Consider the following 23,478-nt stretch of genomic DNA (forward strand, 5'->3'; position numbering starts at 1 on the left):
ATTTTTATGTCCTGTTAAGCGGGTCAATATTTTTATTTTTAATTCAACTTTTTAACTTTAATTAGAAAATTAAGAAAAATGGTAAAATATATAAATATTAATTTTATATATTGATTTTAATTAGTATTTAAATACTAATAGTTAAAAATTAGAAAGGTCAAAATGTCTAAAACTCCAAAAGAAAATAAAATTAAAACAATTCAAACTAGTGAACAAGCGTCAAAAAAGAAAAAAATTATTTGAGGTACTACATGGGGTCTTTTATTAGCAGGAGGAATTTCTGCAGGTTTTAGTATACCGCTTATTAAAGCATGTCAATCACTTCCTAAACCTGCCCCAACTTTAAAAGATGATGATATTATTTCACACATTACTTCTGAACATACTGATTCAAAAATAACTTATGGTGACTTAAATGAAAGATATGTTACTAATAATGAAAAAGCTCACTTGTCTTCTGAAATGAAAAGCCAACTTTATAGATATTTATATCAAAAAGAATATGAAGGTTCTCTTTGATATAATGCAGTTTATCATGCAAATAAAATTAATAAATCTAAAAAGGATTTCAGACTTAAATCAATTTCAAAAATAACTGAAGAAGTTACAAAAGATATTAATGAACTTAAAGAAAAAATTAAGAAACAATTTGGTTATGAAAAAAACTGAGAAGATGAATTTAAAAAAGAATTAGCAACTTCACAATATGGCAATGCAAAAAATGAACAAGAAGCTATTGATTATAGAGTTACAGCTAAATTAAAAAATGAAGCATTTAGAAGATATCAATTTGAAATTAATCAAGATTTTACTTATAGTGAACTAAAAGCGGGACATATTGTTGCAAATGCAGATACATTCTATACATTAGATGATGGTAAAAAAGTTGAAGTAGCTAAAAAAGGTGAAATTATTCAATTAGATTTTGCAAAAGAAAATGAAAATTTTGTTTTACCTGAACTAGATTCAAAGGAATTAAAAATTAATACAGAAGATGAATATAAAGTTCCTTTATTTGTAACTAAGTCATTTGTTAAAGAATTAAAAAATCCAATGCGTTTTATTCCTGATTGAATTGAACAAAAACAATTAATTACATCTGAATTATCTTTAAGCGCTGCGCCTGTTAAAGATAAAAGTGAAAAACCTTGAACTGTTAAACAAGATGAAATTATAAAATTATTTAAATATACTCTTTATAGTGATGTTGATAATTTAGAAACAAAATATAAAGTAACTTTAGGAATTGATAGAATTGGACAATTTAAAGGTATTAAAACAATTATTTCTGATACTGAATTAACAGATAAATTAATTCAAACTGCTTTAAATGATAAAAAGTTGATTGAATATGTTTCTTCAAATACAGGAAATGCTAAAAAAATTGGTAGTGATGGATTTAAAAATATTTCTTCATATATAAGCGGAGATGCAACTTCATATTTACCATTTTTATCTACAATAATCGGAGATGCAACAGCAAATAAATCAATATTTAAAATAAATGAAAAAAATAATTTATTTTTAGAATTAAAAACCGAACTTTTAGACATTTTTTCATCAGACCCTACTTTAAAAACGCAATTAACTAATAGCGAATTTACTTTAGATAAAAATGACCCTACCTTTAATGAAAAAATTGCTGAGTATGCAAAATATAATGAACAAGTTGATAAATTCATCAAAGATATGAAAAAAGAAGAATTTGATGAAAAGGTTGGAAATATTTTTAAAAAAGTTTTTGGTGATAATGCCGACAAAAATAAAATTTCAGCAATATACAAAGTAAATGATAATTTTGTGTTTGTTTCTTCATCGGGTATTAAAATTCAAAATATTTTTGAATTAAAAACCGAAGAAATAGTTAAAAAACTAATTTTAAAAGGTTTGAAAATCAAGTCTAAAGCCGCTGAACATAGTGAATTAAAAGAACCTATTTTAAATCTTGAAACTATGTTTAATTCAATTATTAATGAAGATTATGAAATAAATGATTTATTACATATTCAAGATTTTAAAGAATTTATCAAGGGTAAAAAATTCAAAGACTTAAATTCAAAAGAAAGCACTTTTAGTGATGCTGATATTCAAAACGTGCTTGAATATCAAACAATGTTAAAGAAAATTTCAAAAAGTTCAATTATAAGTGATAAAGCAAAACAAATTGAAACTTATATAACTGAACAAATTAATAATCAATTGTATGGTGACTTTAAATATGATGCTGCTAAAAAAGATTATTACTTAAATCCACATACAGATGAAATAGGCGAAGAAGCAATCTTGAAATACATTTTTAAACAAATTCAAGATTTCTTAATTAATTAAAAGGAGAATATTATGAAAGCTAAAAAAATATTAAATTTATTAAGTTTAACAACATTACCTTTAGCAGCAAGTACTCTTCCTTTAATTTCTGCTACTAAATGTAAAAATTCATCTAAAGTTGAAGGTAATGCTGATAATAATGCAGCTTATCAAGAAACTGTTATTAAGAAAAAACTTTCTCTTAATAAAATTTTAATTGATGTAACAAGCACTGTTTTATATGAAACATACTTTGAAGGAAATATTGATTTATTACCTGAAGCACAAAGAAAAAGCCCTGATGAAGCAATTTTAAAAACTATTTTAAATAAATCAACTCAACTTTCAAAAGACTTTTTTGAATTATTTAAACTTTTTATTAATAAAAAATTAGATTCAGATAAGCAATATTTTAGTAATTTAAGAAATATATTTGCTAAAGCAAATTTAGATGTTACTTCTTTTGATCCTGCTGTGTTTAATATACCTAATGATTCTGAACAAGAATTTATTATTAAGAATTCTAATTGACTTGAAGAAAACATTAGATTAGAAATTCAAAAGCAATTAATTATTAAAGGATATTTACTAAAAAATACAGAGTCGCTTAAGAAAATTACAAAAAATAAAGATGGGATAGATATTGCTAAATCTAAATTCAAAATTGATGAAGATAAAACTCCATATAATATTAAAGAATTATTTAAAGCACTAGACCATAAAGCAGATAATCTTTATTTATTAGAAACATTAGTAAATACGCCAATTAACGAAGAATGAGAATTTAGTGATACAAGAGATATGCAAGTTAGAAGTACTACTGGAAAAATAAGTGGAATGGAAGACTATAATAGAATCGCTGAATTTAACCCAAATAATTTACCAAATTATAAAGTTAACCCAACTATAATGAATAAACCATGACAAAAAATGCTTTTAGTTAATACTGGCGATCAAAATGTTAATTTAGAAGAATTAAGAGGCTATAAAGGCGTAATAAGCGCAACTTCTGGTTCAGGCGAATTAGATACCACAATAGGTGGATTAAAATATATTAAGACTCCTATTTTTGGATTTGTTGATCCTAATAGTAATAAAGTATATTCAGAAAATACTTTTGAATTTAACAAACTTGTTAATGCTGTTAAAGATAGACCAAAACCTGAAGTTGAAGATGCAGCTAAAACCAAAATTACAAGTGGCGATCAAAAGAATATAAATGATAAAGATATTAAAATTGATGGTACTACTAAAAAAGAAGCAGATGGAAAAGTAACTTTTGAAAAAACATTTACTTTAGGTTCTAAAAATTACACCTTAATTTATAGGATTAAGAGTTTAGAATATGATTTTGCAAGATCTAAAGATCTTAATATTGAATGAGTAATGACAGCCAAAAAAGATGATGGTAAAGCATTTCCTGGCAATTGTTTAGTTGAATTTAGTACTAAATTAAAAGATCTAAATAAGCCGACTGAAGATGCTCAATTTAATTTAGATTTATATAAAACTTCAATTGACTTATATAATGAAAGCACAAAAGGTTTCAAGGCTAAATACTTAGTTAAGATAGCACCTTTATTTATTAAAGATGATCCTAATGCTTCTGATACAAATGCATCTGGAAAATTAACATTAAAAGATACACCTTGAGCTTCCGAAGATCAACAAAATAAAATAGCTCTTAATTTAATAACTTTAAAAGGTGAAGAATTATTTAAGGCAGCTATTAAATATTTTAAAGAAATTAATATTTTTAAAGTTGATGAAAAAACTTTACGTTCTGAAATAAGAGATGAATTTAGAAAATTAGGAATTTTATAGTATGGAAAAAGATACATTTCAAAGAATTATAGATAGAGAAATACCTGCAACTATTATTTATGAAGATGATGATGTTATTGCATTTTTAGATATACATCCTCGTAATAAAGGACATTTCTTAGTAGTGCCTAAAGAATTTTCTGAAAATTTATATGATATTGAAGATGAACAATTTGATATTTTATTAAAAACTGCTAGATCATTAGCTTTAGCACAAACTAAAAAATTACATGCAACCGGTTTTAAATTAGAAGTAAATAATGGAACTTCAGCTGGGCAAGAAATATTTAGAACTCATATTCACGTTATTCCTTATTATGGAGATTAAATAATAATGACCAAGAAAAAATACTTTAATTTTAAAATTAAAGTATTTTTTTATTAAAATATAAATATGAGTTTTTTACGCTCATAATAAAATTTTAAATAAAAATAAGGGAGCATATATACAATGAGTAAGAAAAATAAGATTTTATTTTCTATTTTTGCATTACCTACATTATTGCCTTTAGTTGCAATTTCATGTAAAACTAAAAGTGTAGAAGATGAAATTAAAAAGATAAATATATCTATTACAAGTAAGAACCGTGAAGCAAAAGATGTTAAATCAGAAGACATTATAGTTTCAAATTATGACAAAGCATATTTTGCCGTTTCTAAAATTGAGGTTCAACCTAAAAGCGGTTTAGAAACAACATTAGAGATTATTGTTGAATTACAAAACATTAAATCAAAACAAACTGCTGTTCGTCAATTTATTATTGAGGGCTTTAAAGAAAATCCAGCTAAAGTTGCTAAGAAAGAACTTGAAGAAGATTTGATTAAAGTTCAACTTGAAGAAATAGAAGCAAAAAGCACTAAAATAGCTTCATCAATCACTAGCAACGATATTAAAGTTAAAGGTGTAGATGAACAAAAATATGATTTATTTATAAATGTTAAAGTAGACAAAAATGATAATTCTAAATTATTAGTAACTGTTACTTTAAAAAACAAAAAGAATCTTTCAGTATCTGGCAAAAAAGACTTTACTATTGAAGGTTTTAAAGTAGCATCTGCCGAAGAACAAAAAATTTTAGAAGATCTTGAAAAGGTTTCTAAACTTGTAGCAGTTGATGTTTTAGACAAAAACAAACTTGCAAAAGAAGTTCAAATAGAAGATTTAAAGTTTAGTAATTTTGATGAAACTACATATGAAATAGTTGAAAAATCAATTTCAGTTTCTAAAACTGATTCAAAGGTTTTAGAAGTTTTCTTTAAATTGAAACACAAAGCATCTAATTTACTTTCAAACAAACGTAATAAAGAAGTTTCAGGTTTTAAAGAAGAAACAGTGGTTGATGCTGATATTTTAGAATTAAAAGCTATTTTAGAAAAAGGTTCAGTATCATATAATGATCCAAAAGCTGCAATTATTTCAGTGGCTGATCTTGAAGAATCTAAACTTCAATTTAATGCTGAAAACAATAATCCTTTACCTGCAGGCGTTTCTTTAAGCTCTATAAAATTTGAAAAACCTACAGTTTCAAGAGTTGAAGTTAACTCAGGTAGAAGAACAATAATAGTAGAACTAACTAAAAATGGCAAAGTTGCAAATAAAGTATTTACTTTAACATGCAAAGAATCAGATTTTGATATTATAATTAACCAAAGAGAAAAAATTGTTGAAGAAAACTTTGAATTGATTCAAACAAAAGAAGCCAAGGCTGCTTTAGAAGCATTGTTAGGTTCAAATACTTCGGCTACTTTATATTATGACTTTACTGGTGTATTTAAAGATAAAAAATATGGTGAAGCAGATAGAAAAGATATTCTTTCAAGAAAAGGTGACTTTAAATTTGGAACTGTATTTGAATGTGAAATAATTAAAAATTCTGAAAATAATTATTCGCTTAAAATTAAAATTGGAAAATATGATAAGAATCACAATCCAAAATGATTGTATGATTGAAAAGAATATACATTAAGTGATTATTCATATAATTTTGTTGATAAAGAAGATTTAAATAAAGTAGCGCTTGAAAATAAAACAAAAATTGATTATCCTGATAAACAAAGCGTTCTTGTTTCTGAACTTGATCAATCTAAAATCATATTGCCTACTAATGTTAAAGTATTTAATAATGATGTTATATTTGTAGTTGAAAATGTTGATAAAGATTCAGAACATAATACTGCAACTATTCATTACTATGCACAAGCTACATATAATGGTGAAGTTATAAAATCAGATATTATGACTACAATTATTGAAGGATTTAAAGTTGATGAATTAGGCAAAGAATTTTAAGGAATGTCAATTACATATGAAGATATGGCTACAACTTTACCTTCAGCAATTGATCAAAATCAAATCAAATTAATGAAAAATTCTGAAGCATATATTGTGCCTGCCGATATTATTAAAACTATAACAATTACTTCAAAAGATGAATATACTGGAAAAGTTGTAATTAAAGTTACATTTGAAAAAGCCGGTAAAAAAGTTGAAAAAGAATTTGAATTACAATTTAATAAAAAACCATTAGATTTAAATTCATTAACTTTGGATAGTACATTAAATATTGAAGGAATTGTGCCAAATGTTGATACTTTAGCAAGTTCTATTTTAAAAGAAAATGTTAAATTAACATTTAAAGAAGAATTTGCAAATATTTTAGAAGTTGTTACTTATTCATTAGAAGCTAAAGATGTTGAAGGCAAATTAACTTTAAGTGTTGAATTTAAAAATAGATTAAATAATGAAACAAAAACTTTAAGCAAAGAATATACTGGCTTTAAGGTTGTTAGTGGTACTACTAAAAAATTTAGATTACAAGAATTGTATGCTCTTTCAGAATCAAAAACATTATTCCATGTAAAAAATGAAGCTGAATTAAAGAAACAACTTTTAAAATTAAAAGATCAACCTAACGATCAAAGAATTGAAATAATAGACAATGGTATTAAATTTTTTATTAGTGGACATTCAACTGGTTTATCAACTGTATTAGTTTTAGACCCAACAGTTAAGGGAAAAGTTAAAACTGGTAGTGGACAAAAAAATATTGGTTTAGCTGGAAAAGTAGGTTCAAGCAAGAAAACAAATGGAATTAATGTTCATTTTTATAATGACGGTAGAATTAGTTTCAAATGAAAATTATATTTAGATAATGGACAACTTGATGATATCGAATATGAACAAATAGTTGTAAATAGCTAATTTTAGAAATTTATAAGCAAAAACATAGCAAAATTAAATGCTATGTTTTTTTATATAAAAAGTTTGAAGTTATTTCCTTCAAACTTTAATTATTTAATAATCATATTCTTTAGTATTAAGAACTTCTTTTTCACAGTCTTTAATAATTTCTTTAATTAATTTAGTATCTTTAATTTGTGCGCCTGAAGCTCTATGGTGTCCGCCACCACCTCATTTAACTGCTACATTTCTAACACATGGACCATTTGATCTAAATTCACATCTGATTGAATCTTCCTTTTCTTGTGTAAAGAATACTCAAAATGCATTGTCATCAATAGATGCTAGTAAACCAGGTCTATTAGCTAATAGTGGATCATTTATGCCTAATTTTTTTTGAGTTTCTAAATCAAAGTAGAATGAGACAACTCTATTTTTAATTGTCATATGTTGATGAATATATGCATTAATTTTTATATCATCTAGAGTGCGTTTAGCAAGTTCGTTGTGTATTAATTCTTTTTTAGCACCACATTTTCATAAATGTCCAACAAGTTCTAAAGTTCTAGCATTAGTTGTATTAGAAGTAAGTTTAACTGAGTCTGTATATATTCCTAAATATAAATATGTTGCAGCCTTTTCATTTATTTTTCAACCAAGTTCATAAGCTAGTTCTGCTACTTGTTGAGCAGCAGCGGGAGCTTCTGGTTCAACTCACCTTACAGAAGCGTATAAATCATCTTCATTAGGATGGTGATCAATTCTAATTACATCAGTAAATATTTTGTTATCTAAATAAATTCTTTTTTCTAATCTTTCTTTATAGTTAGCATCAACTATAATTGCCAAAGAATCTTCCATTGGCTTATTTTCAATTTCATCCATAGTAAAATCTAGGAAACTATAGATACCTTTTGAATCACCAATTGTTAAAACATTTTTATTTTTAAAATTTTCTAAAATTAAATTCTTCATACCAAATTGAGAACCTAAACAATCTCCGTCAGGTCTAATATGGTGATAAATTACAATATTTTTGTATTTTTTAATTTTAGCTTCTAGTTGTTTAAAAATTGATAATTTTTCTTTACTTATTTTGCTTTTCATATTCATTTACCTTTTCATCTAATTCACGTAATATTTGTTTCATTTCATCTTTTGAATGAATTGTAGCGCCAGCAGCAACTTCGTGCCCACCACCAGGTTTATGTTTAGCACATATATCATTAATTCAAACACTGTTACTTCTTACACGAGCTCTAATTCAACCTTCTTTTTGATCAATAAAGAATACTCAAACTTTGCAATCCCCAATATTTGCCAAAATGTTTACATCATTTGCTTCATTTTCATTAAGATTGAATTTTTTTTGAATTTTTTTAGTAACATGAAAGTAAAGTACTTTTCCTATTTTTTTATAGTTTAATAAAACATAAGCTGCAAATCTTACTTTTCTTTCATCTCTATATGAGAGCGGCAAGTTAATGTCTCAAACTTTAAAGTTAGGTGCACTATGTAAATAACTCATAACATCAAATGTTCTTTTTTGAACATATTCATAATTAAATCTACCTGAGTCTGTGTTTATTGCTAAATATAAATATTTAGCTGCATCATCACTAATTACTCATTTTGCATTCATTGCAATATAAGCTACTTGCTCACCAGCGGCTGCATATGCAGCATCTTCTCATTCATAATCATATTTAATATCTGGATCAACTGGGTGGTGATCTATTCTTAACATTTTGGTAAAGTTTTTATCCAAAATATATTGAGCAAATTGAATTCTTTCTGAATTATTTGCATCAACTACAACACCTAAGGAATTTTTAAAGTATTTTTTATCTACATCTTCAAACTTATCAAAATCTCACTTCATAAATGGGTATATTCCGCCATTATCTCCAAAAACAAAAACGTTTTTACTTGGATAATTACTTTTGATAAGTTCTCTAAGACCAAATTGAGAACCTAAACAATCTCCGTCAGGTCTAACATGATGAAAAATAAAAATATTATCATATTCTTCAATTGCTTTTTTAGCAATTTTTCAATTGTTTTTAGCCATTATTATTTCTCCTTGAAAAGTTATTTTATAATACAATTATATATTTTATTGTTCAATATATTTTTTAAATAATTGAATAATTTCTTTTTGTTTTCATTTTTAATTATTTATTTTTTATTGCCTTAAGAAAAACAATATGATTTTTCCTAATCCTTTCTCAAATTAGTATATTTTTGAATCTACTAATAAAAATTATGCAAAAATAAAGATGAATAGTTAATACTATTCATTGAAAAACTTTGTAAATTTATTATTTTTACAAATATACAAATTTTAAAAAATAAACTAAAAAATACTATACAATGAAAGGAGGTAAGACCATAAATAAAGACAATGATAACTTCAATGGGCCATTTGGAGAAACCACTTTTTATGTAAAGTTGAGTTTATCTGAAATTAAGAAGCTTATGAATAAATATAGTAATTTAAATTGTGCAATGTGCCAATTTAGTAACTATGAAGATTATAAGTTTTTAGTTGTTAGATATCAGGAGGAAGATATGAAAGTAAAACCATTAACCCCGCCAAAAGCAGAACCCATTATTACAAAAGAAGTAATTATGCAAATTGCTTTTGCAGTTAAAGAATTAATACAACCTGATATCGATGAAATTAAAGTGAGATTAGATAAAGTTGAACAAAGGCTTGATAAAGTTGAAAAAGATATTGTTGAAATTAAAAAAGACATTATTGAATTAAAAAGTGATGTTGCAATGCTTAAATCATTTCACATTGAAGATATTAAAAACTATAAAGCAACTAATTAATATGACTTTAGTTTGGGACTCATGCAAATTATTGCATGAGTTTTTATTTAATTTAGAAAAAACAATATGATTTTTCCTAATCCTTTCTCAAATTAGTCCATTTTTGAATGTGTTAATAAAAATTATGCAAAAATAAAGATGAATAGTTAATACTATTCATTGAAAAACTTTTTAAATTTATTGTTTTTACAAAACACAAATTTTACAAAATAAACTAAAAAATGCTATACAATGAAAGGAGGTAAGATCATAAATAAAGATAATGATAATTTCAATGGGCCATTTGGAGAAACTACTTCTTATATAAGATTGAGTTTATCTGAAATTAAGAAGCTTATGAATGGATATAACAATTTAAATTGTGCATTGTGCCAATTTAGTAATTATGCAGATTATAAGTTTCTAGTTGTTAGATATCAGGAGGAAGATATGAAAGTAAAACCATTAACCCCGCCAAAAGTAGAACCTATTATTACAAAAGAAGTAATTATGCAAATAGCTTTTGCAGTTAAAGAATTAATTCAACCTGATATCGATGAAATTAAAGTGAGATTAGATAAAGTTGAAAAAGATATTACTGAAATTAAAAAAGATGTTGCTATGCTAAAATCATTTCACATTGAAGATATTAAAAATTATAAATCAACTAATTAATAAAATTTGAGCTCATGCTAATTATTGCATGAGCTTTTATTTAATTTAAGAAAAACAATATGATTTTTCCTAATCCTTTCTTAAATTAGTATGATTTTAAGAATTGCTCTTTATTTGTGCTCAAATAATAAGTATGAATATAGAATTACAACAAGATCAAAAAGATTGTGGATTAATTGTATTACAAGCTTTTTACAAGCATTTCTACAAATCTAAATTAGATATAAATATTTTAAAACAAAATATAACTTATGGTCAAAATGGTATAAGTCTTTTTGATTTATCAAACCTTGCTCAAAATATTGGTATGGAATTAAATGTTTTAGAAGGAGATTTTCATTCATTTCTAAATCTTGATATTCATGAAACATTTTTTACATTAATTAATGATGACAATTATTTTCACTACATAATAATTAATGAAAAAGATGATAAATATATTTATGCTTCTGATCCTTCTAAAGGTAGAATTAAAATACCTATTGAAAGATTTAAAAACATGTATTTAAATATTATTGTTAAAGTTCAAAAAACTAATAATATCAATAAAAACCTAATTAATGAACATAGAGCATTAGACATATTTTCGAAGCATTTATTTTCTATTATATTAATCTCATTTTTGTCAATTTTAATACAAGGTCTATTATTTGCTTCTAGTTTTTATTTAAAGTATGTTATTGATAAGGTTATTTTTTCTAATGAAAGTGATAAGTTATTAACTATTACAATTATATTTGTATGAATTTTTGTAGTTAGAATACTTTCAGAGTTTATTAATAATTTTTTAAAACAAAAAATGATGCAAAAAATAGAGTTTTCATTATTAAATATTTTTATAGATAAGTCACTAAATGGAAAGATTCAACAAATAGAAAAAATATCAAAATCTGAATATATGCAAAGGGTAGCCTCTATTTCAGAAGTTTCTTTATTTTATTCAAATGTTATTGTAATTATTTTTTCTAATATTTTATCAATAATGGTTTCATGTTTAGTTATGGGTTTTATAAGTTGAAAATTATTATTTATAGTTTTATTTAGTTTATTAGTTTATTTTATTTTTTCTTTATTTTTAAAAATAAAGATTAATAAAAGATATCCAAAAATAATTCAAAACAACATTTTTTTAATGGAAAACAATATGGAAATATTTTTAAATAATATTTATTCCAAGAATAGCTTTTATAAAACTCAAAAGCTAGAAGAGATTAGTAATGCAATCAAAAATATTAAAAGAGATAATTTTAGTTTTTGAAATATTATTAATTTCAAAAATATTTTTACAAAGTTAATATTTGTTATTCAACAATTTATTGTAATATATATAGCAACAAAATTAATTATTGTAGGGACTTTTAGTTTAGGCAACTTGTTACTATTTAATTCAATAGTTTTATTTTTAAATTCACCCATAGAAAATTTGATTGAACTGATTGTTAATTGAAAAATTTCTAGGATGCAAATTAATAGATTATCCTATGTTCTATTTATTGAAAATGAAAATACAATAAACAGAACTTGTGAAATTGATAAAATTAAAATAATAGACTTTAAAGACGTTTCTTTTGCCTATACAAATAAAAACTTATTTAATAATAAAACAATTAATATTACTGATTCGACAAAAATAATTGGTCCTAATGGTTCAGGTAAAAGCACTTTATTAAAATTAATTTATGGTCTTTATGATAACTATGATGGAAAAATTTTAATTAATGGGCTTGAATTAAAAGATATAAATTTAGATAAATATCGAGAAAAAATATTTTTCAATGTAAATAACATTTATTTTCCTAATGAATTTATTGTAGATTTTATTACTTGCAAAAATGAAAAAGCATTAAATAACTTAAAACATAATATTAATAAATTTAAATTAACTGAATTATTAAATTATTTTAATTTATCATGAACTTACAAAATTGAGGATGGCGGTGTGTTTTTATCTTCGGGTCAAAGACAAATTATTAATTTATTAAAATTATTTTGTTTTGATTATGATCTAATTTTATTCGATGAAGCTTTTGAAAATATAAGTAGTGACGTATTTCCGGATATTAAAAAAGCAATTTTAGAAGTGCAACCTCAAGCTATGTTTATTGAAATAAGTCATAATAAACATTATATTTGCGATAAAAATATTATTGAATTATAAATAATTTATAATTATTAAAGTAGTATAAAATGATTGAAAAGAATATTAAAGCATTAATCTTAAAAAAAGAACCTCAAGGTGAATTTAATGAAATTTTAACAATATTAACTTCAAAAGGTAAACTAAAAATTTTTGCCCCTGGCGTAAGAAAACTAGATAGTAAAAACAGAAATAATATTAATTTGCTAGATATTTCAGAATTAGAAATAATAGATAGTCAAAAGTCAAATGTCCTTTTCTATCGTCTTAAAAGAGCTTCTTTGGTGCAACAATTTCCTATTAATTTAAATACTTTATATATATGAGAAGATTTATTAAATATATTAAATAAGATTATGTTTAATAATCCTTTACAATTTTTAAACAGTTTTTCTAAATTAACTAAATTAGTTGATTCAAATAAGGATATTAAAATATTAGATTATTTACTTTTTAAATTATTAGAAACTGAAGGGATTGCTCCTTATATGCAAGGGTGCGTCGAATGCAAAGCAAAAACCAACTTAGTTGATTTCAAATTTTATAAGGGGGGCTTTCTTTGCCATTTGCATTCAGAAGATAGTTTAGATCACGAACTACTTACTTCTTTATTTTATTTGTCAAAATCATTTGAAGAGTTTGATGTTAATACTAGTTTTTTAGTGGCCAAAAAAACTAAAGACATGATAATTACATATTTAAGAGAATATTATTTTATTTAATTTATAAATAAAAAAGTGCACTTTGAATAAGTCACACTTTTTCTGATCATGATTAATAAATTATTATTTCAGGATTTTCTTTGCTTAATAAATGAGTCTCAATTTTATCAAACTTTAAATATTTAGAGTAGTTTTCTTTCAAAAATTGTAATGCATTTTTTAAATCTTCAAATTTTGAGTCATCAACTATTTCCATTACTAAAAACACATTTTTTGTGTTTTGTTGGATCATAGTTCTTTTTCCATCTCTTCAATTAAAACATCTACATACTGCGCCTATATTATCTTTGTAACATAATTCATTTTGCAAAGTTGGATCATTTTCTTCTTCGCCAATTGGCAAAAAGTCGTCGCCACCTTCTGTAATTGTTAAGGTTAAATCGCCATTTATGCTATCAATATCTTCTGCACCGCAAGGTAAGCCATAAAAAAGAGAAGCACTATTATAAATATCTACTATTGTGTTAATTTCTTTAACAGGGTTTTGTTTTTCGATTCTTTTAAGTAATGCTTCAATTGAACATCTAGCACCCTTTTTTGTTTTAAATTTTGAAAAAGCTTCTCTTCAAGATTTAACAATTGGATTTTCGGAAAATATTGAACTTTCTAAATATTTTTCGGCTTCACGATTTGCTTTTTTTAATATAGCATTAGTTTTTCCCTTACCTAAATCATTTATAATGTTATTTATAATAACTATTCCTAATTTAGCATTTGGGAAAATGTTTCAAAAACTTTTATCAATAATAAATCTCTTCATAATAATTACCTCGAATTATTTAATTTATTTCCATATTCTTCTTTTAATTCATCAACTTCATCTTCAGTATTTGCTTCTTCTAACTCTTTGTTTTCTAAAATGTGTGCTTTAGAATGAGATGACAATAATATGGTTGGAATAATAACTACATTTCTTCTTTTATGTTTATAGAAATATGGCTCAAGTCTATCTATTATTAGTTGTTTAAGCTGAGGAATGGTTCAGTCTTTTGAATTCTTTATTGTATAAAGAATAGCACCGTGGACTATACGTTTTGCTTCTTCAATTAAATGTAGTGAATTTTTTACGTAAAATGCTCCACGAGAAACAATTCTTGGTTTTCCTAAAATCAAATTTTTATCCTTATTAATTGCAATGATAACATGAACAAAACCATTTTGACCAAGTTCCATTCTTTGTTTTATTAAAGCACTATTAGCTTTAGATAAGATAGTTCCATCAATAAACACAGGCCCAAAAACTATTTTTTCATCTGAAAGTCTAATATTATGATTTTCTAGATAATAAACGTCACCTAAATTAGCAACAATATTGTTTTCTTTTTTAACCCCCGCTTCTATTGCGGTTTGACAGTGAACAACACTCATTCTATATTCGCCATGGTAAGGCATAAAATATTTAGGTTTAGTCAAATGAAATAACTTTGTATGTTCATCTTTATAAGCATGTCCAGAAGTATGCAAATAACCGTCAACTCCATTTTCTTTAATAACAGCGCCTAATTTATATAGTCTATTAACCAAGAGTTCTATTTTTGATCTATTGCCCGGAATTGGCGAAGAAGAAAATATTATCATATCATTTGGTTTAATTGTTACTTGGGGGTGTTTTCCAAAAGACATTTTAGCAAGGCCAGCTAATTCTTCTCCTTGTGAACCAGTAGTTAAAATTACTAATTCATTTTCACTATATTTATTTAGTTGTTTTTTATCAATAAAAGTATTTTCTTCAGCATCAATATATTTAAGTCTTCTACCTATATCAACGCCATCCACCATACTTCTTCCAAATGTAACAACTTTCTTTTTCATTTTTGCAGCTAATTCTATTATTGCTTTTATTCTTGTTAAGTTAGAAGCAAATGCTGTAATTATTATTTTTCTTTGTGCATCTCTCATGTGTTTTTCAATATCTTTTAGGATATCACTTTCTGATGGACTATGATTTGGACGCATTGCATTTGTTGAATCTGAAAATAGAACATCAAGTCCTTCTTTTCCTATTTGTTCAAGTCTTGCAAAATCAGTAAAGTTTCCAATAGGATGATAATCAAATCTAAAATCTCCAGTCATCATAAGAGAACCATTAGGTGTATTAACTCTAATACCAAAAGCATCAGGAATAGAATGTTGAGCAGTTCAAAAATCTACTGAGCAATTGCCAAAAGTATAAACATCATCTTTTGAAATCTCAATAAATTCAACTTTTCTCTTAATTTTTAAATCTTGAAATTTAAGACGTAGATATTGAATAGCAATTCTTGGCGCAAATATTTTTTTAATATCAACTTGTTGAACTAAATATGGAACTCCACCAATATGGTCTTCATGTCCATGTGTAATAAATAATCCAGCTATTCTGTCTTGATTTTCTTTTAAATAAGTATAATCAGGAATAGCCCCACCAATACCAGTTGCAAAAACATCACAAAATTTAATTCCAGTATCTATAATAAAAATTTGTTCATATTCAATTATTAAAGTACTTTTACCAATTTCTTGCATACCGCCAAGTCCAATTATTTTTGTAGGTTTCATTTTTTGCCTTTCATTTATATTTATATTGTCAAATATTAATAAAAATTAATATTTTATTATCTAATATGTAATTTAAGAAAATTAAATTTATATATATTGTATAGCAAATTAATGTAAGAGAATGTAAAATTTTATTTTAATTTTTACTTATGTATTAAAATTATATAGATATATAACTAGGAGAAACATATGAAAACCAAAAAATCAAGACAAATTTGTATCATAGGGCTAGGACGTTTTGGTTCAGCTATAACTACTGAACTTTTAAAAGATAAAACAAATAATATAAGAATTGTTTTAGTAGATACCGATGAAAAACATTTAGCGCAATTTAAAGAAGAAGTTGATTCTATCTATATTGCAGACGCAGCAGATCCAAAAGCACTTGAATCAATGAATATTGTTGATTGCGATACTATTATAGTTGCTACAACTGATAACATTGAAATTGTAGCTGCATTAAGTGAATTAGGCGTAACTAATATTATTGCAAGAGCTTCAACTAAAAGACATGCCAATGTTTTAAAACAAATTGGCGTAAAAATTATTATTAGTCCAGAAGAAGAAGCAGGACATAAAACTGCGCTTTTGGTTGCTAATCCAAATTTTATTTTATATTCTCAATCTTTATCAGAACTACAAGATGGTTATGTAGTTGGTTCAACTTATATAAATAATCCAAAACTATACAATAAGCAAATTAAAGATTTGGGTTTAAGAGAAAAGTACAATGTTTCTATGGTTATAGTAAAAAGAGGAACTGAATCATTTTTACCTAGTGGTAATTTTGCTATTCAAAAAGGTGATTTAATTACTCTTGTTGGAACTACAGATGATGTGGTTGAATCATTTGCATATGTTGCTGAAAACAAATAGTATTGATAGTTTTATTAAAATTAAAAATTATAATATATAATATTTTTTGTGCGTTGGGCAAGTACTCAAGTGGTCGAAGAGGCGGTCCTGCTAAGACTGTAGGGGGATGTAAAGTTCTCGCGGAAGTTCAAATCTTCTCTTGCCCGCCATTTTTTTATTATCTTTTTTTATTAATTTATATAATTTAGAAAATAGTTATTGGATATAGAAAGAAACAAAATGGGCAAAAATTTATATTTATTTTTATCAAAACAATTTGCAAATGGAAAACCAAGTCTTTTTTCTGCTTTTCATTTAATTTGAATTTTTACTATATTATTATGTACTGCAATTATTGTTTCTAGTTTATGGAAATATCGTAAAAATCCGAAAACTATTTTTTACTTTTTATTAGTTATTTGAATATTTATGTTAATTATAGAATCATTCAAACAGTTTTGAGGTGGTTCAAATTTAGTTGGAGACAAATGATTTTGAAAATATGATGCTAGTCGATATTTGCCGTTTGCATTATGCTCTATGTCAATTTATTTTATTCCTCTATATTTAGCAACTTCTAAAACCAAAAGAATTAAAATTTGAATTTTAGATTTTATATGTGTGTTTAATTTATATGGCGGCATTTTTGTTTTATTATATCCAGCTGCTGTATTTGAAAAAAATATTTTTGCATGTTATCATACAATGTTATGACATGGTTCAATGGCAATTATTGGGTTAACCTTATTATTTTGAAGAATAGTCACTTTAAGTTGAAAATCATTGTTTAGAGCTTTTAGCGTTTTTATTATTATTTGATTAATTGCTGGACTTGCAAATGAAATTACTTGACAAGTAAGCAATGCAAAAAATATTTCTGAAGATAAAATGGTAGTCTTTTTAGAAGTATCTCACAGATTAAAAAATTATTTCCTAGAAATGTTTAGTGATATGACCAATGGCAAGTTTACAATGTCACCAACTCAATTTTATTTCTTTTATGCTTTTTATACTTTTGTAGTTATTAATTTATTCTTTTGATTATTTGGTGGTATTGCCCAACTTCCATATGGAATTATTAAATTAATAAAAAAATTAAGAATCAAAAAACTTGAAAAATTTGAAAAACAACGTCAAGAATTTGCAAAAAATAATTATTTAAACTATGTTTAAAAAATCTTGATTTTTAAAGGTAATTTGCTTACCTTTTTTTGTCTTTTTTGTTATAATTTATTAATAAATATATACCTCAAGTTTTTGGTATTTTTTTAATAAATTTTAGAAAGGAAAATTTAATGGCTGAAAATAAACCAAAAAAGTCTAATGATAAGAAAAAAGAAGAATTAGACAAAAAAAATAATAAAGATATTGAAGATAAAGAACTTGATTTTGTTGAAGTAGAAGAAGACGAAGATAGCAAATATTATGACTTCGACGATACCATAAAGAAGGTTTTTGAAGAACCAAAACCAGAAGTTGATGATGACGATGAAGAAATTGCGCCTCAAGAAAAAGAAGGATATAAAGTTCAAAGTCAAATTTTAGAAACTGAAAAAAATGGTTTAAAACCAACTGACTTAGCGAAAGTTATGAAGTCTTCATTTATTGAATACGCAATGAGTGTTATAGTTTCACGTGCTTTACCAGATGCTCGTGATGGATTTAAACCTGTTCATAGACGTATTTTATATGCTATGTCAGAATTGGGAATGTTTTATAATTCTCCACATAAAAAATCTGCAAGAATTGTTGGGGAAGTTTTAGGTAAGTATCACCCACATGGTGACTCATCAGTTTATGAAGCTATGGTTAGAATGGCTCAAGACTTCTCATTACGTTATCCTTTAATTGATGGTCATGGTAACTTTGGTTCTATTGATGGCGATGAAGCTGCTGCTATGCGGTACACTGAAGCTAGAATGTCTAAAATTGCTTCTGCTATGGTTGATGGTATTAAGAAAAATACTGTAGATTTTATAGATAACTATGATGGTAGTGAAAAAGAACCTGTTGTTTTACCTGCAAGATTTCCTAACTTATTAATTTCTGGAACAAGTGGTATTGCTGTTGGTATGGCAACAAATATTCCTCCACATAACTTAAATGAAGTTATTGATGCCGTTTGTGCGCTTGCAAGAAATCCTGAAATTACTATTGATGAATTAATGGAAATTGTTTTAGCACCTGACTTTCCTACACGTGGAATTATTTTTAACAAAGCAGGATTAATTGAAGCCTATAAAACTGGTCGTGGTTCTATAACTATTAGATCAAGAGCACATATACAAGATTTTGCTAATGGAAAAAGTAAAATTATAATTACAGAAATTCCATATGAAGTTAAGAAAACAGAAATTATGGAAAAAATTGCTGAACATATCAAAAACAAAAGAATTGATGGTATTGCTGATTTTAAAGATGAATCCAATCGTGATGGTATAAGAATAACAATTGATATTAAGAAAACATTTGTTCCTGAAGTTATTCTAAATCAACTTTATAAATTAACAAGATTACAAACTAACTTTTCATTTAATATGATTGCATTAGTTAATAATGAACCTAAATTATTAAATCTTAAACAATGTTTAGAAGTTTATTTAAAACATCAAATTGATGTTGTAACGAGAAGATTAAACTTTGACTTAGAAAAAGATTTAGCTAGAGCGCATATCCTAGAAGGTTTAAAAATTTGTATTGAAAATATAGACCGTGTTATTGAAATTATTAAAAAATCTAAAACTGATACAGAAGCTCAAATGGGCTTGATGAAAGAATTCGCATTATCTGAAGTACAATCTAAAGCTATTGTTGATATGAGATTAGGTAGATTAACAGGTCTTGCTATTGAAAAAATGAACGAAGAACTTGACCAAGTTCATGCAAGAATTATTGAATATCGTTCAATTTTATCTAACCAAAATTTATTAATAGATTTAATTGTTAAAGAATTGCAAGAAATAAAACAATTATATGGTGATAAAAGACGTAGTGAAATTAATTGAGATGAAGTTGGAAGTATTGATAATGAAGATTTAATTCCACAAAAAGATGTTGTTATTACAGTTTCATCTAATAGCTATGTAAAAAGAATTGATCTTAATGAATACCGTGAACAAAAACGTGGTGGAGTTGGTGCTTCTACTGCAAAAACATACAATGATGATGATATAAAAGATGTTTTAGTAGTTAATACACATACTGACTTACTTATCTTTACTGATATAGCTAGAGTTTATAGAGTTAGAGGATATGAAATTCCTATTGGTACAAAACAATCTAAAGGAAGTCCTATTATAAATATTGTTCCTTCTATTTCAAAAGATGAAAGAATTATTAAAATTCTTTCACTTGATGAATATAAAGATAATATGTATTTAGTTACTGTATCTAAATTAGGTATTATTAAAAAAACAAAAATTACAGAATATGAAAAAATTAACAAGAATGGTAAGTTTGCGCTTTCATTAAATGAAGGTGATGAACTTATTGATGCACTTATTGCCGAAGATGGAGATGAAATATTTATCTCAGGTTCTAATTCGCGTGTAAATAGATTTAATATTTCTGAAGTTAGAGCTATGGGAAGAACAGCTTGTGGTGTTGGTGGAATGAAACTTGATAAAGGTGATTATGTAGTTAGTGTTTCAAGTTCTAAAGATGGTAAATATGTTTTCAGTATTGGCTCAAAAGGATTTGGAAAGATGTCACTTGCTGAATCATATAGAAAGACAAAAAGAAATGCTCGTGGTGTTCTTGCATTAAATAGTGAAAAAGCAGGAAGATTAGTTTATGCTGCTACAGTACACGGTACTGAAGATTTAATTATTATGACTCGTGAAGGAATAGCTATTAGATTTTCACTTCGTGACGTATCAATAGTTGGAAGAAATTCTAAAGGTGTTAAATTAATTAATATTAAAGGAAGAAACTCACAAATTGTAGGTATTGCAAAAATTAATGATGAATCTGAAGATAGAGAAGACAGAGAACTAACTAAAGAAGAATACATTGAAGTTACCAAAGAACTAGAAATTGGAATAGATGAAGAAGAATTAGAACAATCAAATTCAGAAGCAGATATTGATAATGATAGTAATGAAAGTGATGAAGAATAATGGCTAAAAAACTACATGAAGTTTTATCTAAACAATTTGCCAATGGTTGGATACCAACGCAAAACTCACCATTTCATTTAATTGTTGTATTCTGTACTTTATTAGCAACTATAATAATAGCTGCTAGTTTTTGAAAATGACGCAAGAATTCTAAAACTACATTCTTCTTTTTACTAACTATATGAGTTTTCATGGCAGTTATAGAAACACTAAAACAATTTGAAGCAGGCTCACATTTAGATGCATCAAGTAATTGATATTGAAAATATGTAGGTGTTGCAAGATGGGCATTTCCATTTGTTTTGTGCTCAATGCCTTTGTATTTTATTCCACTATATTTAGCCACAGTAAAAACAAAAAAATTTAAAATTTGAATTTTAGATTTTATAACATTATTTTCATTATATGGCGGAATGTTTGTTTTAATATATCCAGGAGATGTATTTACAAGAAATATATATACTTCTTACCATTCTTCATTATACCACGGTTCAATGGCTGTTATAGGTTTAGTTTTATTAATATGAAGAGTTACTAAATATAATTGAAAAACTATGTTAAGAGCATTTGCTGTGTTTATGTGTTTATGAGCATTTACTGGTTTTGCAAATGAAATGATATGACAAGCAAGTAGCAAGGATATTAATGACCCTAATATTCCTACATTACTTCATATTTCGCATAGATTACCAATTCATTTTGCCACAACAATAAGCCAAATGACTAATGGTAAGTTTAATATGACTTCAGTTCAATTTTATTTCTTCTACACTATTTATACTTTATTTGCTATTAATGTATTCTTCTGAATATTTGGTGGTATTGCACAACTTCCATATGGAATTATTAAATTGAATAATTATTTAAAAATAAAGAAACTAGAAAAATTTGAGTTAAAACGTCAAGAATTTGCTAGAAATAATTCTTTGAACTATTAAGAAAAAAAGCCAAACCGGCTTTTTATTATATAATTTATATGATAAATTAAAATTCAGAGGTTTAAAAATGGGTGCAGAGTTACATAAAACATTGTCTAAAGGGTTTTATGATGGCTGAAAGCCAAAAATAGGTTCGTCCTTTCATTTAATAGTTATTTTTACTACCTTATTAATAACTATATTAATATCTACAATTTTATGAAAACATCGTAAAAATCCAAAAACAATATTTTATTTTTTACTTGTAGTATGAGTATTTACTATAGTTATTGAATCATTAAAACAATTTGAAATGGGTTCTCATTGAGATGCAAATGGAAAATGATTTTGAAAATATTCAGAAGTAGCTCGCAGAACTTTCCCTTTTACTTTATGTTCTATGATGATTTATTTTATTCCTCTTTATTTAGCTACATATAAAACTAAAAAAGCAAAAATTTGAATTTTAGATTTTATAACAATATTTTCATTATATGGTGGAATGTTTGTCTTAATATATCCAGGATACGTATTTAATAATAACATATACACTGTATATTATACTTCATTTTGGCATGGTAGTATGACTATGTTAGGATTAGTGCTATTGATTTGAAGAGTTACAAAGTATAATTGAAAAACTATGTTAAGAGCATTTACAGTATTTATGTGTTTATGAGCATTTGTTGGTTTTGCCAACGAAATGATATGACAAGCAAGCAGTAAAAATATTAATGACCAAAATATCCCAACATTACTTCAAATTTCACATAGATTACCAGTTCATTATGACGCATTAATTAAAGGAGCAACTAAAGGTAAATTTAATATGACGCCTCTTCAATTCTATTTCTTTTACCCTATTTATACTTTGTTTTTTAATAAATATATTTTTCTGAGTATTTGGTGGAATAGCACAATTACCTTATGGAATAATTAAATTAAATAATTACATAAAAGCAAAGAGACTAGCAAAGTTTGAATTAAAACGTCAAGAATTTGCAAAAACAAATCCCTTAAATTATTAAAAAAGCCGAACCTGGTATGAACCCCAAATATTGGACTTTTTAATTGTGTTTGGACTTATTCCTGTATTGAACAGGACTAAGCCCTTTTAATTTATTAACAATTCTGTCATTATTATAATATGAAATATATTTTTCTAAAGCAGTTTTAAATTCTTTAAAACTTTTAAATCTATTTTCTTCTTCAAATCAAAATTCTCTTTTTATAACACTAAATAAACATTCAGTGGGACTATTGTCTAAACAATTTCCTTTTCTTGACATGCTTTGAATTGTTTGTTTCTCCTTCAAATAATTTATATACTCTTCATGAGTATATTGTCATCCTTGATCAGAATGCAACAATACATTGTTTAAACTAT

19 protein-coding genes and 1 tRNA gene are annotated in these 23,478 nt (G+C 25.5%); 15 read left to right on the top strand and 5 right to left on the bottom strand.

The features are described from left to right. The first annotated feature begins 162 nt into the window (after positions 1 to 162). The 5 genes from F795_RS06485 (at position 163) to F795_RS0101620 (ending at position 7,333) form a co-directional block, all read left to right on the top strand. A complete protein-coding gene (locus F795_RS06485) occupies positions 163 to 2,328 on the top strand; it encodes a HinT-interacting membrane complex protein P80 (RefSeq protein ID WP_022935987.1) in 2,166 nt (721 codons plus the stop codon). A 12-nt stretch (positions 2,329 to 2,340) separates the two neighbouring features. Further along, entirely contained in the window at positions 2,341 to 4,131 is a 1,791-nt protein-coding gene (locus F795_RS06490) for a HinT-interacting membrane complex lipoprotein P60 (protein WP_022935988.1), read from the top strand. Position 4,132: 1 nt separating this feature from the next. Then, positions 4,133 to 4,459, top strand: coding sequence for a histidine triad protein HinT (hinT, locus tag F795_RS0101610; protein WP_022935989.1), 327 nt, complete (start codon positions 4,133 to 4,135; stop codon positions 4,457 to 4,459). A 123-nt stretch (positions 4,460 to 4,582) separates the two neighbouring features. Continuing rightward, positions 4,583 to 6,421 carry a lipoprotein 17-related variable surface protein gene (locus tag F795_RS0101615; RefSeq protein ID WP_022935990.1) on the top strand — a complete coding sequence of 613 codons (1,839 nt, stop codon included), beginning with the start codon at positions 4,583 to 4,585 and terminating at the stop codon, positions 6,419 to 6,421. A gap of 3 nt (positions 6,422 to 6,424) precedes the next feature. After that, complete coding sequence (locus F795_RS0101620; protein ID WP_022935991.1) at positions 6,425 to 7,333, top strand: lipoprotein 17-related variable surface protein; 909 nt, start codon at positions 6,425 to 6,427, stop codon at positions 7,331 to 7,333. A 93-nt stretch (positions 7,334 to 7,426) separates the two neighbouring features. Here F795_RS0101620 and nrnA (F795_RS06495) read toward each other — a convergent pair whose 3' ends face one another. Then, a complete protein-coding gene (gene nrnA, locus F795_RS06495; protein WP_022935992.1) occupies positions 7,427 to 8,419 on the bottom strand; it encodes a bifunctional oligoribonuclease/PAP phosphatase NrnA in 993 nt (330 codons plus the stop codon). Further along, complete coding sequence (gene nrnA, locus F795_RS06500; RefSeq protein ID WP_022935993.1) at positions 8,400 to 9,383, bottom strand: bifunctional oligoribonuclease/PAP phosphatase NrnA; 984 nt, start codon at positions 9,381 to 9,383, stop codon at positions 8,400 to 8,402. Before nrnA (F795_RS06500) ends, nrnA (F795_RS06495) begins: the two co-directional genes overlap by 20 nt. Positions 9,384 to 9,685: 302 nt before the next feature. Between nrnA (F795_RS06500) and F795_RS03415 the strand changes: the two genes are divergently transcribed. From F795_RS03415 to recO, 4 genes are all read left to right on the top strand, one after another. After that, positions 9,686 to 10,150 carry a hypothetical protein gene (locus F795_RS03415; protein WP_022935994.1) on the top strand — a complete coding sequence of 155 codons (465 nt, stop codon included), beginning with the start codon at positions 9,686 to 9,688 and terminating at the stop codon, positions 10,148 to 10,150. Positions 10,151 to 10,381: 231 nt separating this feature from the next. Beyond that, positions 10,382 to 10,804, top strand: coding sequence for a hypothetical protein (locus F795_RS0101640; protein WP_022935995.1), 423 nt, complete (start codon positions 10,382 to 10,384; stop codon positions 10,802 to 10,804). A gap of 133 nt (positions 10,805 to 10,937) precedes the next feature. Next, the gene (locus tag F795_RS0101645) at positions 10,938 to 12,962 is read left to right on the top strand and encodes an Mbov_0121 family peptidase domain-containing ABC transporter (RefSeq protein ID WP_022935996.1); all 2,025 of its coding nucleotides are present in this window, start codon (positions 10,938 to 10,940) and stop codon (positions 12,960 to 12,962) included. Positions 12,963 to 12,991: 29 nt separating this feature from the next. After that, a complete protein-coding gene (gene recO / locus F795_RS06505) occupies positions 12,992 to 13,663 on the top strand; it encodes a DNA repair protein RecO (RefSeq protein WP_022935997.1) in 672 nt (223 codons plus the stop codon). 52 nt (positions 13,664 to 13,715) lie between these two features. On the opposite strand, the gene F795_RS06510 is transcribed toward recO, so the two are convergent. Beyond that, positions 13,716 to 14,423 carry a B3/B4 domain-containing protein gene (locus F795_RS06510; RefSeq protein WP_022935998.1) on the bottom strand — a complete coding sequence of 236 codons (708 nt, stop codon included), beginning with the start codon at positions 14,421 to 14,423 and terminating at the stop codon, positions 13,716 to 13,718. A gap of 5 nt (positions 14,424 to 14,428) precedes the next feature. Then, positions 14,429 to 16,201: a ribonuclease J gene (locus F795_RS0101660; RefSeq protein ID WP_022935999.1), complete on the bottom strand. Its 1,773-nt coding sequence runs from the start codon at positions 16,199 to 16,201 to the stop codon at positions 14,429 to 14,431. 189 nt (positions 16,202 to 16,390) lie between these two features. Between F795_RS0101660 and F795_RS0101665 the strand changes: the two genes are divergently transcribed. The 6 genes from F795_RS0101665 (at position 16,391) to F795_RS06530 (ending at position 23,031) form a co-directional block, all read left to right on the top strand. Next, positions 16,391 to 17,077 (top strand): potassium channel family protein, encoded by a 687-nt coding sequence (locus tag F795_RS0101665; protein ID WP_022936000.1) that lies wholly within the window; start codon positions 16,391 to 16,393, stop codon positions 17,075 to 17,077. A gap of 55 nt (positions 17,078 to 17,132) precedes the next feature. Further along, a tRNA-Ser gene (locus tag F795_RS0101670) sits at positions 17,133 to 17,226 on the top strand. Positions 17,227 to 17,296: 70 nt separating this feature from the next. Then, positions 17,297 to 18,229, top strand: coding sequence for a TMEM164 family acyltransferase (locus tag F795_RS06515; RefSeq protein ID WP_022936001.1), 933 nt, complete (start codon positions 17,297 to 17,299; stop codon positions 18,227 to 18,229). 122 nt (positions 18,230 to 18,351) lie between these two features. Continuing rightward, positions 18,352 to 21,174, top strand: coding sequence for a DNA gyrase subunit A (gyrA, locus tag F795_RS06520; RefSeq protein ID WP_022936002.1), 2,823 nt, complete (start codon positions 18,352 to 18,354; stop codon positions 21,172 to 21,174). Further along, entirely contained in the window at positions 21,174 to 22,112 is a 939-nt protein-coding gene (locus tag F795_RS06525) for a TMEM164 family acyltransferase (protein ID WP_022936003.1), read from the top strand. The genes gyrA and F795_RS06525 overlap by 1 nt, the downstream gene beginning before the upstream one ends. 67 nt (positions 22,113 to 22,179) lie before the next feature. Further along, entirely contained in the window at positions 22,180 to 23,031 is an 852-nt protein-coding gene (locus tag F795_RS06530) for a TMEM164 family acyltransferase (protein WP_129619141.1), read from the top strand. Positions 23,032 to 23,158: 127 nt separating this feature from the next. Here the strand turns inward: F795_RS06530 and F795_RS06535 are convergent. Beyond that, the coding region (locus F795_RS06535) for an IS3 family transposase (RefSeq protein WP_022936005.1) at positions 23,159 to 23,478 on the bottom strand (320 nt) is incomplete at its 5' end.

Origin of the sequence: Metamycoplasma orale ATCC 23714 (assembly GCF_000420105.1) — a bacterium.
In the GTDB taxonomy this organism is placed as follows: Bacteria; Bacillota_I; Bacilli_A; order Mycoplasmatales; family Metamycoplasmataceae; genus Metamycoplasma; species Metamycoplasma orale.